Source organism: Sphingomonas sp. GW821-FHT02B09, from assembly GCF_059421875.1.
On sequence record NZ_JBWKVV010000007.1, the window covers coordinates 24,953 to 38,500 of the forward strand.

Sequence of the window (13,548 nt, forward strand, 5' to 3'; positions counted from 1 at the left end):
GACGATGCCGATGGATGTCACCTTCCTCTACCCACGCACGGGCTGGCTCTTCCTGCTGCTGCCGCTCCTCTGGTGGGTCGCGCGCGGGCGGCTGCGGCCGGCGCACCTGCTGGTCCGCGTGGCTATCTGCGCCGTCCTGATCCTGGCGATCATGCAGCCGAGCCTGATCCGCCGGTCGGGCGCGGCGCCGCAGGTGTTCGTGGTCGACCAGCGCCCCGGGCTGGGCGCCGCCGCCCGCGCGGAGGCGCGCGCGGCGCTGGCGACGCTGCTCGCCCGGCAGGACGGGGGGCGCCGAACGCTGGTGCAGCTGGGCGGCGCGCCGATCGCGGCGCGCGTCGACGAGCGGGTGACGCTCCCCGCCGGCTCGCTGTCCGCCGCGCTGAGCCGCGCGCTGGAAGCGCTGCCCGCAGGCAGCGGCGGCGCGATTACGCTGGTCACCGACGGGCGCTCGACCGACCGCCACTGGGAGCGGCAGGTCGACGCACTGCTGCGGCGCGGCATCGCGGTCAACACGGTCGCGCTGTCGGGTGTGCCCGGCGCCGCCTTCATCGGCGACGTCGCGACCTCCGCGACCCGCGTCGGCGAGCGGCTCCGCGTCGTCGTCGCGGTCGAGGGCGACGGCCGCGACCATCAGGTGATGCTGTCGAGCAACGGGCGCCCGCTGGCGCGATCGGCGATCTTCCGCGACCAAGGGCCGACCCGCGTCGCGCTCGACGTGCCGGCCGAGCGCGCGGGCTTCGTGCCCATCAGGGCGACGCTGTCGGGAACCGCGGGCGGCGTCGACGCGGTGGCGGCGATCGGCGATCCGATGCACGTGCTGTATCTCGGCGAACGGCAGCAGGGCGCCGGGCAGCAGTTGCAGCGGCTGGTCGGGCGCGGCTTTGCGGTGGAGCGGCGCGCGGATTCGGCGATCGGCGACGGGTCGGCCTTCGCGCGCTACCCGCTGGTGGTCCTCGACGACCTGCCTGTGGCGCGGATCGGCGCGGGCGCGCAGCGCCGGCTGGCGGGCGCTGTGGCGGGGGCCGGCACGGGGCTGCTCGCCTCGGGCGGGGAGGCCGCGTTCGGGCCGGGCGGCTACGCGTCCGGGCCGCTCGTCGCGGCGCTGCCCGTGCGGCCGCGGCAGGAGGAGAAGCTGGAGCAGCCGACCGTCGGACTGGCGATCGTCATCGACACGTCAGGTTCGATGGGCGGCGCGCCGCTCGACATCGCCAAGCAGGTCGCGCGCCTGACGGTGCGCAAGCTGAAAGCTTCCGACCAGGTCGGCGTGGTCGAGTTCTACGGCGCCCGGCAGTGGGCGGTGCCGATGCAGCCCGCCACGCAGCTACCCGACGTCGAGCGGACGATCGCGCGGATGGAGGCGTCGGGCGGCTCTACGCTCTTCCCCGCGCTCGAGGAGGCCTATTACGGGCTCAAGGACGTCGACGCGCGCTTCCGCCACATCCTAGTCATCTCCGATGGCGGCGTCGAGGAGGAGCGCTACGAGCGGCTGCTCCGCCACATCGCCGACGACCGCATCACCGTGTCGACCGTGCGCGTCGGAAGCGATTTGTCGGGCGTGCGCAGCATGGCACAGTGGGCGCAGCTCGGCCGAGGGCGCTATTACGCGGTGCCGGACGAGGCGGGGCTGGTCGCGATCGACTTCCGCCAGCCGCAGATCAAGCCGCAGCCGGACTACCGGGCGGGCAGCTACCCCGTCGCCGCGGCGTCCGCGCCGGCTTGGTGGCAGGACGTCGGCGCCCCGCCGCCGCTAGCCGGCTATACCCGCGTCGCCGCGCGCGACCAGGCCGACGTGCTGCTGCGCGCCGACTCGGGCGACCCGGTGCTGGCGAGCTGGCAGTACGGCGCCGGCCGGGTCACCGCGCTCGCCACGGAGCCGCTGGGGGCGGGCACCGCAGGCTGGCGCGGCTGGCCCGCCTACGGCCGCTGGCTGGCGCGGATCATGGCCGTGACGGCGCGGCAGCGACCCGACGCGACCGTGACGCTGACGCGCCGCTTCAATCGGCTGGAGGTCGCAGTGCGCCGGCTTGACGGCGACGCCGGCGGGGTCCCGTCGCTCCGCTTCCTTACCCCCGCGGGCGTCGCGATCGAGTTGGCCGCGACGCTGGAGCAGCGCGCGCCCGGACTATACGTTGCCGACGTCGCCTACCCCGCGGCACAGGCCGCGCTGGTCGAGGCACGCGACGGCGACACGGTAACGCGCGCCGCCGATCGCGCCTTCTCCGACGTCGCGCCCGCCGACGCGATCCCTGCGGATCATGCACTGCCGCTCGCCGCGCTGGCGAGCGTGAGCGGCGGGCGATACGGCGAGGGCGCCGGCGTGGCGGCATTGTTGCCGCCCGCGACCGGCGGCGGGTCGACGGCCGCGGACCTTTGGCCGTGGCTGTCGCTCCTTGCGCTCGTCCTCTACCTCGGCGAGATCGCGTGGCGTCGCTGGCCGGCGCGCCCCTCCCCATCCCACTTCCAGGAACGCCAGCCGTGATGACCAAGCGCCTGTCCCTGCCGGTCGCCCTGTTGCTGGCGACGGCGAGTTCCGCGGTGCTGGCCGTCGCGCCCGCCGCGGAAACGCCGGCCGCACTGGCGGCGGCGGCGCACGTCGACCCGGCGGCGGTGGACCGGCTGTACGATCGCGCCGTGCTCGGCGACGGCGTTCCGGGCTTGCGCGCGCAGCTGGAGGCGATCGGTCGTTCGTCGGCGCCCGCTGGGCAGCGCGCGTCGGCGCTGGCAATGGCGGCGCGGGTCGCGTGGCGCGCCGGCGACCTCGCCGGCGCTACCGTGGCGATCGATGCCGCGCTGGCACTCCGACCCGACCGCGATGCCCTCCTGCTCAAGGCGCAGCTGGCGGACGTTGGCGGCGCGCCTGCGACGGCGGCGATTTGGTACCGCAAGGCGCGCGACGCCCAGACCGACCAGGCCGCCCGCGCGCAACTCGACCTGCGCCTGGCGCTGATCGAGGCGGTGCGCCGACCGGAGACGCTGGCGGCGTGGACCCGGCAGCAGCCCTCCGCCGCCGCCGACCGCCTCGCCCCGGTGCTGGCGCTGCTCGGCCGGCCGGCGGACGCGCTCGCCGTCACGCAGCCGCCCCCCCCCGGACCTGCGGGAACGGTGGCGGCGCTGCAGACCGCCGAATGGGCGATCGCGGCGGGCGACACCGCCGTCGCTCGCCACGTCGCCTGGCAGGCCTATGCCAATGCGAAGAGTGCAAGCGATCGGCGCTACGCGCTGGCGCTGCTGGTCGAGGCCTATCGCGACGCCAGGGATCTGGCGGGCGCCGCCGCCTTCCTCGCCACCAAGCCGCCGTCCGCCGAGCTGACCGCGGCGCGCGTCGACGTGCTGCTCGAGCTGGCCCGGTCCGACGAGGCGATCGCGCTGATCCGCCGGTCGAGCGACCCCGACCTCCACGCGCGGCTGCTCGGCATCCTCGAGCTCGCCGGACACAAGGACGCCACCGTCGTGGAATACCGCCGCCTGATCGCCACCAAGCCGCAGAGGCCCGAGGGCTACGCGGGGTTGGCAGCGATCTTCGTCGCGGCGGACGATCGTGCGCAGGCGATCGCCCTCTTCCGCTCGTTCGGCGACGCCAACCGCGGCCGGCCCGACGCGCTGCTGCGCGGCGCTTCGGCCATGATCGACATGGGCCTGACCGACCAAGCAATCGGGATGGTGACGGGCGACGCCGCTGTCGCGCGGCTACCCGCCGCGCACCGCTTCCTGTTCGAGGCCTATTCGGCGCAGGGGCGGCCGGCGGAGGCGGCTGGCGAGCTCGACGCGCTCGCGCGCGAGGCCAGCGGCGAGTCCTGGCTCACCTACGCCGCGCAAAGCTACGACGCGATGGGCGAGCCGGCCAAGGCGCTGGCGCTGCTCCGCCGGCTGGAGACGCCGGGGAAGCCTGCCGGCTACGATCTTCAGCTGCAAATGGCGGGGCTCGCCGAGCGCGCAGGGCTGCGCGTCGAGGCGCTCGCCCGCTGGCGGCAGGTCTGGCAGGCCGAGGCGCTGCCCGCCCGCCGCAGCTACGCGGAGGGGCAGATCGTCCACCTGGCGCGTCAGACCGGCACGACCGACGTGATCGCTCGCGAGCTCGACGCGCGGCTCGCAGGCGGCACGCTGCGCCCCGGTGACATCGGCCTGCTCGCCGCCCTGCGGATGGCGCAGGGCGACCGGACGAGCGCGGCGGCGGCGATCACGCGCTATGCCGCGCCCCACGGCTCCGGCGAGGTGGCGCGGCTGGAGGAGGTGGCCGGGCTGTACGGGCGGCTGGGCGACCATCCGGCGCTGGAGCGGACGCTGCGCCGGCTGGTCGAGGTCGACCCGGCGAACCACGAGGATCACGTCAGGCGACTGATCCTCGATCTGGTCCGCTACGGCGACGACACTGGGCCGGCGCGACGGGACGAGCTGGAGCGGCTGATGGCGGAGGCCGCGCACGGCGACGACGACGCCGCCCACCTGTTCCGGGCGACCGTCCGCGCGATGAACGACGACGAGGATCGCGCGCTCGCCGAGTTCCGCAAGGCGCAGGCAGCCGCCCCGCAGGACCCCGACGCGCTCCTCCAGCTCGCCACGACGCTGAGGGGTCAGGGCCGCCGCGGCGAGGCCGGCGCGATGCTCGCTTACGCGGTGGCCGGAGCGCCCTCCACCGGCGCCTTCGTCACCGCGTCGGGCGGGCTGCTCGACCTCATCGCCGGGGACGCTGCGGGTAAGCCGGGCGACCGGCCCCTGCCGCGGCGTCCCACGCTGCGTTGGGTCGAGCGGCTGCTGCTCGAGCAGATCGCGGAAGGCGGCGTCGACGCGCGACTGCTGGGCCTGCTCACCGACGTGGCGCAACTGCTCGGCGACGACGACCTTCAGTACCGCGCCTACGAGGGCGCACTCGCCGCGGCGGGGGAGCAGCGGCCGGCGGCGCTCCGCCAGCTCATCACGCTGAGCTCGGGCGGGACGGCGGGCGCGCAGGCGGACGCGGCGAGCGCCGACGCGCGGCGCAAGATCGTCTACGGCCGGCGGCTGCTGGCACTGCACAAGAGCTTCCCGCCCGACTTCTACGCCGACCTCGCCGGCACGCTGCTGACGCAGGGCGACGAGGCCGGCGCCGATCGGGCCTTCGCGATGATGACCGACATGGGTGGGCTGGTGAACGTCGACGAGGTCAAGGCGCGCGCCTTCGCCTCGGCGGGCTTGCCAACCGCGGCGCTCGCCAACTACGCCCGAGCGCTGGCACGCGATCAGGGCAACATCGACTTGGTGGTGAGGACGTCGGTGCTGCGCGAGCAGCTCGGCGAGGGCGCGCTGGCCTTCCCGTGGTACTGGCGCACGCTGACGAGACTCATCGCCCGCCAGTCCGACAGACCCGCCGACGACTCATCCGACGGCGCGGTCGAGGTGGACCGCTACCTCGACACGCTGGTCGAGGGCATGTTGCTGACCTGGCCCGCCGACCCGCAGGCGGCGGCGGCGGCGCAGGCGGCGATCGCCCAACTCGCCGCCGCCTCGCTCGCGGGCATCGACCGGACAGCACCGGGCGCGCTGGCGAGCCATCGCCAACTGGCGCTGATGCTCGACCTGATGCGGCACCTGCACGACGACGGCCGCGACGGCGGCGCCGCGACCGCCTGGGAGGTGCAACTGGGCGAGATCTTCGCTAACGACCCCGATTACCGGCGCGGCGCGGCGCTTCACCGCGACCTGACCGGCGCCGCTCCTCCCGTGCCGGCGGCGCCCGGCTGGGCGACGGCGACGCTGCGCCGGCAGGCGACCGACAGCGACAACCAGATGCTCGCGCTGGTGCTGGCGATCGAGCAGCACGACGATGCCGCGGTCGCGGCAATGACCGCCTCCGCGCTCGCCGCCGACGTCGCGTGGCGCGACGCCTCGGCGAGGGGGTTCACGCCGATGTCGCGGCCGCCGATGTTCCTGTACCTGCTGCCCGTGCTGCTCGACGCGCTGCCCGAGGACCGGGCCCGGTCGATCGTGCTGGCGCCTATCGACGCCGCGCCGGTCCGCGACGCGCTGCTGTTCGACCTGTACCGGGGGGCGTATTCCCAGTACGCCCGTCTGGAGAAAATCGCCGGCAGGCCGCTCATGGCCGACGACCGGTTGCTGACCATGCTGGTCGAGCGGGGCAACAGCCCGATGAACTTCAGCGCCCGCGCGGGCATGGCGTGGAGGGGCAGCGCGTCGCTGCAACGCTTCTCGGTCGACCAGCGGATCGGGCTCTACGACGGGCTGGTTACCCGGATGGAGCAGGGCGGCGGCGAGTCGGCGATAATGCCGGGCGTGCTGGAGAGACTGCTGGCCGCCCCGCTCGACGCCGCGCAGCTGGCGCGGGTGAAGGCGATCCTGCGCCGCGACCTCGATTTCGGGCGCGACCAGCGCCAGGGTGGGCTGATGCCGGTCTTGCAGCGGCTGCTGCTGCTCGACACCGCGCGCTCGAACCAGGCGATGCTGATCGAATCGGCGCAGGCGGCGGTGCGGCTTCCCGGCGCGCGGCAGGTCCCCGCCTTCCTCCAGGCGTGGTTCGCCGGCGACCGGGCGCGCGCCTTCTCGCTGCTCGACGCGATCGATGTCGCGATCCGCGCGCAGTCGCGCGATGACGACATGATCGACCAGATCATCGCCGCCCGCTTCCCCGACGTGCGCCAGCAGGCGATCGACGCCTTTCTCGCGGCTGAGAAGCCCGACGCCACCCAGGCCCGCCGCTTCTACACCCGCTTCGTCGCGCCGGAAGCCGGCACCATTGACACAGACCGGCTGATCGCCTTCTACCGGAAGCTGATTGCGGTAGCGCCCGACGAGCCCGACTACCGCAACGGACTGCTGCGACTATACTGGGAGAAGGGGATGACCGAGCCCTTCGTGCAGCTACTCCGCGACCACGTCGCGGCTCATTCCGACGACGAGGACGCGGCCCTGACGCTGGCGCTCACCGATCGCCTGCTCGGCCGCGCGGTGGACGAAGCGGCGGTCGCGCGCGCGACCGGGGTAGACGCCAGCGACGCCGGAGGCGTCGTCCAACTGCTTAAGCGCGCCGAGTCGGAGCGCGGGATGCCGGGACGCTTTGCCGCGGTCTACGCCACCTACGCGCAGCGGAACCCCGCCGACGAGATGGTCAGGGCCGTCGCGGCGCGGCGTCCGTCGGCCACCACGGCCGATGCGGGGACCAACAGCGTGTCGGACCGGCTACGCACCGCGCAGGCGGGGGCGCCCGCCACCGTGCCGGGATTGCTGCGCCGGCTCTGGCGCGAGAGCATCGACAAGGATAGCGGTGGCCACCCCGCGCTCTTGCGCGTGCTGGCAGCCGCGGTCGCGGCTGATGGTACCGATGGGCAGGCGATGGCGGCAATCGTCGCGCGGCCCGACGTGACGGCGGAACTCGACCGCTACCTGACCGCGCTTGATGCCGAGGCGCGCGCCACCGCGGGCATCCTCTACGACCTGGTCGCGCGCGGGCTGATCGCGCAGCGACAGGGCGACGCTCGCCTCGACGCGCTGCTGTCCGCGCTGGCGAGCGGCACCCTGCCGGGAAGCGACATGCCGCTGCTGCTGGCGCTGGCGGATCGGACCGGGCGCACGCTGGACCCCGCGCAGCGCGCTGCGCTGGCGGTCTGGCTGCAGGCCACGCCGGCGCTCGGGCTCGGCACACGCGTACTCGTCTCCGGCCTATTCGCGCGGGCAGGCGACAACGGGCTCGCGCTCGACCTGCTCCGCGCGGCGCTGATGCAGATGCTGTTCTCCTACACGCCGCTCGACGACGTCGGCGGGATGGACATGGCAGGCGCGCGGATCGTCGCGGCGCTCCGGGCTTGGCCCGACCAGGCGGCGGCGCGGGAAGGGTATGCGACGCTACTCGGCGTGGCGCAGGAACGGACCAGGGGGCTTCGCGCCGGTCAAGAGGCGCCGCTGCCCCCGTTCGACCCGCCTGCCCTTGCTGCTGCGGCGTCGGCTGTTACGACGGGCGGGTGACGAACGCGACGATCCGCGTCATGCTGTCCGCATGACGGGTGAAGGGTTCGTGCGTGCGATCGGCAGGGGGGGCGGCAGGATGTTCCTGCTCCGGCGCTCGATGCTGGCGCAGATGACGCTGCTCACGATCGTGTTCCTCGGCTGGGGCGTCTATGCCTTCGTCGTCCGGCCGGTTCTGGAGATCCCGTTGGCCGAGCCCAGGCGGCCGATCGAGGCGACCGCCGCGTCGGTCCAGGAAGCCATCCAGAGTTTCATGATCGACCAGCGCGACGATCCGTCGCGCGTCCGCCCGCTCGCCACCAATCCGGCGATCCGCGCCGCGCAGGCGGAGAACCCGGACTTCCGCTATTACGTCCGCGTCGGCGACCGAACCTTCGGCAACGGCCGAGCGCTCTACTTCAGGGCGCTGCACCTCGACCGCGCCGAGCGGCTGTGGCGCGAGATGCCCGACCTCGGCCTGTGCGTTTATTCGTCGAAGCCGCTCTCGCTCGATAACGCGGCGGGGTTCTCCTACCTTTACATGTGCGACTCGCTCACCTATTTCGAATATCGCGGGCTGGTCCACCCGGTCGTGGCCAACAACGACAGCCTCACCCCGGTCTATCAGAAATGGCTGTTGGCGTTCGGCAACACCTTCCTGATCGCAGCGCTGGGAATGTTCGGCATCTTCGCGCTCATCATGCTCGGCCACATGCTGCTGATCCGGCGCGTCGCCAAGCTGGCGGCGTCGATCGATCCAGAGAAGCTCGACCGCAAGCTGCCCGAAAAAGGGCTGGCGACCGAAATCCTTCCGCTGGTTCGCGCGGTCAACCACATGCTGGTGCGTGTCCAGGAATCGCAGCGACGCAACCGCTTCTTCCTGTCGGCCGCCGCGCACGAGATGCGCACGCCGCTGACCGTCCTGCGCACCCGCATGGAGCTGATGGACGAGGGGGTGCTCAAGGAGAAACTGACCCGCGACGCGCGCCGGCTGGTCACGCTGGTCAACCAGTTGCTCGCGCTGATGAGCATCGCGAACCGCAGCGAGGCGGCGGGCTTCGTCGACCTCGTCGCCTGCTGCCGCAAGGCGGTGGCGGAGGAGCAGGCCGCGGGCGGGGTGACGATCGCCTTCGCCAGCGTGGTCGAAGGCCTGGAGATCGCTGGCGAGGACGCGCTGATCCGCTCGGCGGTCGGCAATCTGATCCGCAACGCGGTGAGCTTCTCGCCCCCCGGCGGGCGGGTCGAGGTGATGCTCGACGGCGGCGGCATGGTGAGCGTGCGCGATCACGGCCCCGGGCTGACCGGCGACGACCCGAGCATGATGTTTGAGCCCTTCGTCCGCTTCCCGCCGAACCGCGACGGGCACGGGCTGGGCCTGGCGATCGTCAAGGCGATCGCGACGCTCCACGGTGGCCGCGCAACGGCGGCGAACGCGGAGGGCGGTGGCGCGGTCTTCCGCATCTGGTTCGATCCGACCGCTTAAGACCACTCAAATTTCTCACCACGATGTAATATTGTTTCAACAATTGCCGCTATAATGGTCGGTTTCCCTCACCGCGCAAGGTTCATGCAAGGCATCGGGCATAGCCACACCTTAACCGGCTCGAACCGTACGGATTCGTCGGGGACGATGGGCGGCACCTGAAACAATCACCGGCCCTCCACGCCTCCGATCCGAGCCGACGTCAGGGGAGTGTACATGGGGAAGTGGTCTTTTCTTGCGTCGTGCTCAATTGCGACGGTGTGCCTGTCGAGCACGGCGGCGCATGCGCAGCAGGTTCCGGCCGACCAGCAACGGGTCCGGCAGGACGCCATCACCAATCCGGCGACGCCCGAGGAGGAAACCCCCGTCCCGACCAACAGCGATGCCGCCGAGGACCAGAAGGTCCGCGACGCGGTCGACGCCAAGGAGCGCGAGAAGAACCCCGCCGAGGTCGACGAGCAGGCCGCCGAGCGCGCCAAGGCCGAGCAGATCGTCAAGCTCCGCCGTAGCCTGCCTCCCGAAAAACCGGTCGACGAGGGCACGATCACTGTGACAGGCAGCCGCCTGCGCAACGGCGACCAGACGTCGCGGCTGACGGTGATCGATGCCCAGGAGATCCGCGCCCGCGGCGTCACCAGCGTGGAGGAGCTGATCCGCACGCTGCCGCAGAACGTCGCCACGGTGGGCGCGATCACCAATAACCGCACGCGCGGCCCCCTGCGCGACAGCAGGGGCACGCCGATAGTCTCCGCCGTCGGCGGGCTCGGCGTCGCCGCCGCGAACCTGGGCGGCGTGGGCGCCGGCAACACGCTGATCCTCATCAACGGCCGCCGCATCGCCGGTGCCGCCGGCATCGAGGGGGGCTACGCCAACCTCAACGGCATCCCGCTGAGCGCGATCGACCGAGTGGAGGTCAGCACCGAAGGCGCGTCGGCGATTTACGGCGCCGATGCGCTGGGTGGCGTCATCAACTTCATCCTGAAGAAAAACTACGTCGGCACCACCGCCTCGTTCCAGCACGAGTTCTCAAGCGGCGGCGCGGACACCACGCGCGCCAACGTCTACTCGGGCTACGCCTGGGGCAGCGGCAATATCTCCGGCACGCTCGACTTCGTTCGGCGGAAGCCGATCGTCAATCGCAAGACGGGTTACGTCACCAACAATTACGCCGACCGGTTCGACGGTAATCCCTATTACGACAAAAGGTCGTTCACTTCCGGTCTGCAGCCGGGCGTTATCGACCGTCCGGCCGTCTTCGACCCTGAGACCGGCAGTCTGCTCCAGCCCGAGACGGGGCTGACCGTGCTCAACGGCCTCGCGGGCAGGCCGACGCGGGACGATTTCGTCCAGATCGGCCTCGACAGCGCACGCGACTACGTGCCGACCTATGCAGGGCCGTCATCGCGCACCGTCAGCGCCACGCTATCGGGCGAGCAACGGATCACGGGCAAGCTGCGCGTCTTCGCCAACGGGCTCTACACCCGCGCCAAGAACAGTCAGGAATCGCTCGCGCTGCGCGGCGTCTCCATCCTCCTCGGACCGGGCCAGTATTACAATCCGTTCGACGCCTACGAGGTCGCCAGCTTTTCGGCCGGGACGCGCGTCGCCTATTATCCGGGCAGCGAGATCGCCGACGGGACGCTGAAGGCGGGGTCGGTCCGCAACACGACCGATTCGTGGAACGCCAGCGTCGGGGCGGGTTACGACTTCGATCCGCGCACCAAGCTGGAGGTCATCTACACCGTCTCGGGCAGCAGCACGTCGGGCAATTCACGTGACGCCGGCAATCTCGTCACCGACTTCGTCGAGGATCCGACCGCGCCGGGCGGCTTTCGCTGCGTCAACTCCGATCTTGCCAACGGCATCGTGGCCAACGACCAGCTCGCCGCGTTCCAGGCGGCGTTCGACCGCCAGTGCTTGGCGCTCACCAGCACCGATCCCGCTAAGGCGTTCAACCCCTTCAAGTCGGCGACGAACGGCGGCGGCGCCAGCATTAACGAGTTCGTCTACGTGCCGTTGCGCGACGATCTCGGCGCGACACTACACAACGTCGAGGCCCGACTGACCGGCTCGGTGCTGAAGCTGCCCGCAGGCCAGATCAACTACGCAGTCGGGGGCGAGTACGCGCGCAGCAGCACCAGCAGCACGCAGATCGCCAGCTTGGTCGGCGGATCGGGCGTCGCCAGCCGTTATGCCTTCTTCGGCGAGGCAACCGTGCCGATTCTGGGCAAGGACTTCGCCCTGCCGCTCGTGCGGCGGCTCCTGTTCAACGTCGCGGTCCGACGCGACGTGACCAGCAGTACGGGCGCGGTCGGTACGGTCGACAACATCCCCATCGATCGGGGCGGACAGATCATCTACGGCAAGAGCCGCTTTGGCCGCACCACGCCTGCTTACGGCCTGCTCTGGTCGCCGTTCAGCAGCCTCGATCTCCGCGCCAAGTTCACTTCGGGGTTCAAGGCTCCGCCGCCGACGCAGCTGTTCACGCTGCAGGGTAGCAATGTCTACGAGACCTTTATTGGTGGCGACCCGCTCTACACTTGCACCACCGACTGCGCCTACGTGATCGGCGGCATCCCCTTCTACGCGGTTCCGGCGCGCATCAGCCCCAACCCCGACTTGAAGCCCGAAACGTCGCGCCAGCAGGTGTTCAGCGGCTCATGGCAGCCGACCGGCTTCCTGACCGGTCTTAATCTCGCGCTCACCTACAATCACAACCGCATCCGCAACCAGTTCGCGACGATCACCGAGCTCCAGCGATATTTACCGCTGACCGAAATCCTACGCATCCCGCAATTCTACCCTCGCGACGCCACCGGCAAGATCACCAGCCAGCAGAACATCCGCTTCAACATCATCGGCTCCGACTACAAATCCCTGACCTACGAGGCGAGCTACCTATTCAACACCGGGATTGGCAGCTTCCAGCCCAAGGTGACCGTCGTCCAGAACCTTGTCGCGCACACCGTCGGCACGCAGAACTCGTTCGTTCTCGACCAGCGTGGCCGCATCCTCGGCGTCGACAAGTTCCGGGCTGTGGGATCGCTCCAGTGGAACGAGGGGCCGTTCAGCGCTAACCTCTTCGTCTATCACACGCCGAGCTACCTGAACGACTACGGCTCCTTCTACTTCGCGGGGCAGGAACAAGCGCCCGAGCTCATCACCAAGGTGCGCTCGTTCACCACCGCCGACCTCAGCATCTCGTGGGTCGCCAGCAAACAGCTCAGCCTGCAATTTGCCGGGCGCAACATCCTGAAGGCGAATCCGCCGTTCACCGTTGTCGACACCCTCCCCTACGACACCGCGCGCTACAACGTCGCGGGGCGGACCTTGTCGTTCTCCGCGCAATGCAGCTTCTGACCGGCGAGGGCGGCCGCCGATGCCTGCTTGGCAAAGGCGGCCGCCGCGACGAAGATGCAGGACATGAGACTCCTGCTCGTCGAGGACGACGCCGACATCGCGGAGACGCTGCTCGCGTATCTTGAACGCCAGGGCTTCGTCGTGGATCGCGCACCGACGCTGGAAATCGCCCGCGAGGCGGTCGACAACGGCGAGTTCGACCTCGTCCTCCTCGACCGGCTGATGCCCGACGGCGACGGCGTCACGCTGATCGCCTACGCAGAAGCGCGGCAGCGTCCGCAGCGCTTCCTGCTGCTCTCCGCGCTCGGCGGGATCGACGACAAGGTTGCCGGGCTGGAGCTCGGCGCGCGCGACTACGTCAGCAAGCCCTTCGAGCCGCGCGAGCTCCTTGCCCGCATCCGCGCCGCGCTCCGCCAGGACTTGCATCTGATGCGGCAGTTGCGACGCTTCGGCCCGCTGCTCCACGACGTCGAGGGCGGCGCCTTCTTCCTCGACGACGAGCCGCTGCCGCTGCGCCGCGCCGAGTCGCTGGTGCTGGCCGCGCTGATGGCAAGGGGCGGCGTCGTGGTGCAGCGCGAGACGCTGGAGGCACGGGTCTACGGATATGACAAGTTCGTCAACGCCAACACGCTCGAATCGACCATCTCGCGGCTGCGCAAGACGATCGCGGGACGCACCGATCGCGTCCGCATCAACGCCGTCCGTGGCCTCGGCTACCAGCTGGCGGAAAGCTGAACCCGCCGATTGCAAGGCTGGTGCAAGCAATCCCACTC

At 71.1% G+C, this 13,548-nt stretch carries 5 protein-coding genes; all 5 read left to right on the forward strand.

Annotation, left to right across the window (positions count from 1 at the left end; genetic code table 11):
* Positions 1-10 precede the first annotated feature (10 nt).
* The 5 genes from AC07U4_RS20260 (at position 11) to AC07U4_RS20280 (ending at position 13,510) form a co-directional block, all read left to right on the forward strand.
* Complete coding sequence (locus AC07U4_RS20260; RefSeq protein WP_495196784.1) at positions 11-2,479, forward strand: VWA domain-containing protein; 2,469 nt, start codon at positions 11-13, stop codon at positions 2,477-2,479.
* Positions 2,476-7,953 (forward strand): hypothetical protein, encoded by a 5,478-nt coding sequence (locus AC07U4_RS20265; protein ID WP_495196785.1) that lies wholly within the window; start codon positions 2,476-2,478, stop codon positions 7,951-7,953. Before AC07U4_RS20260 ends, AC07U4_RS20265 begins: the two co-directional genes overlap by 4 nt.
* A 79-nt stretch (positions 7,954-8,032) precedes the next feature.
* Positions 8,033-9,415: a sensor histidine kinase gene (locus AC07U4_RS20270; protein WP_495196786.1), complete on the forward strand. Its 1,383-nt coding sequence runs from the start codon at positions 8,033-8,035 to the stop codon at positions 9,413-9,415.
* 216 nt (positions 9,416-9,631) lie between these two features.
* Positions 9,632-12,775 carry a TonB-dependent receptor domain-containing protein gene (locus AC07U4_RS20275; RefSeq protein WP_495196787.1) on the forward strand — a complete coding sequence of 1,048 codons (3,144 nt, stop codon included), beginning with the start codon at positions 9,632-9,634 and terminating at the stop codon, positions 12,773-12,775.
* Positions 12,776-12,838: 63 nt separating this feature from the next.
* A complete protein-coding gene (locus AC07U4_RS20280) occupies positions 12,839-13,510 on the forward strand; it encodes a response regulator transcription factor (RefSeq protein ID WP_495196788.1) in 672 nt (223 codons plus the stop codon).
* Positions 13,511-13,548: the final 38 nt, after the last annotated feature.

Coding starts and splice junctions, on each gene's coding strand:
- AC07U4_RS20260 (WP_495196784.1), top strand. CDS start 11: ATGGATGTCACCTTCCTCTACCCACGCACGGGCTGGCTCTTCCTGCTG.
- AC07U4_RS20275 (WP_495196787.1), top strand. CDS start 9,632: ATGGGGAAGTGGTCTTTTCTTGCGTCGTGCTCAATTGCGACGGTGTGC.
- AC07U4_RS20280 (WP_495196788.1), top strand. CDS start 12,839: ATGAGACTCCTGCTCGTCGAGGACGACGCCGACATCGCGGAGACGCTG.
- AC07U4_RS20270 (WP_495196786.1), top strand. CDS start 8,033: ATGTTCCTGCTCCGGCGCTCGATGCTGGCGCAGATGACGCTGCTCACG.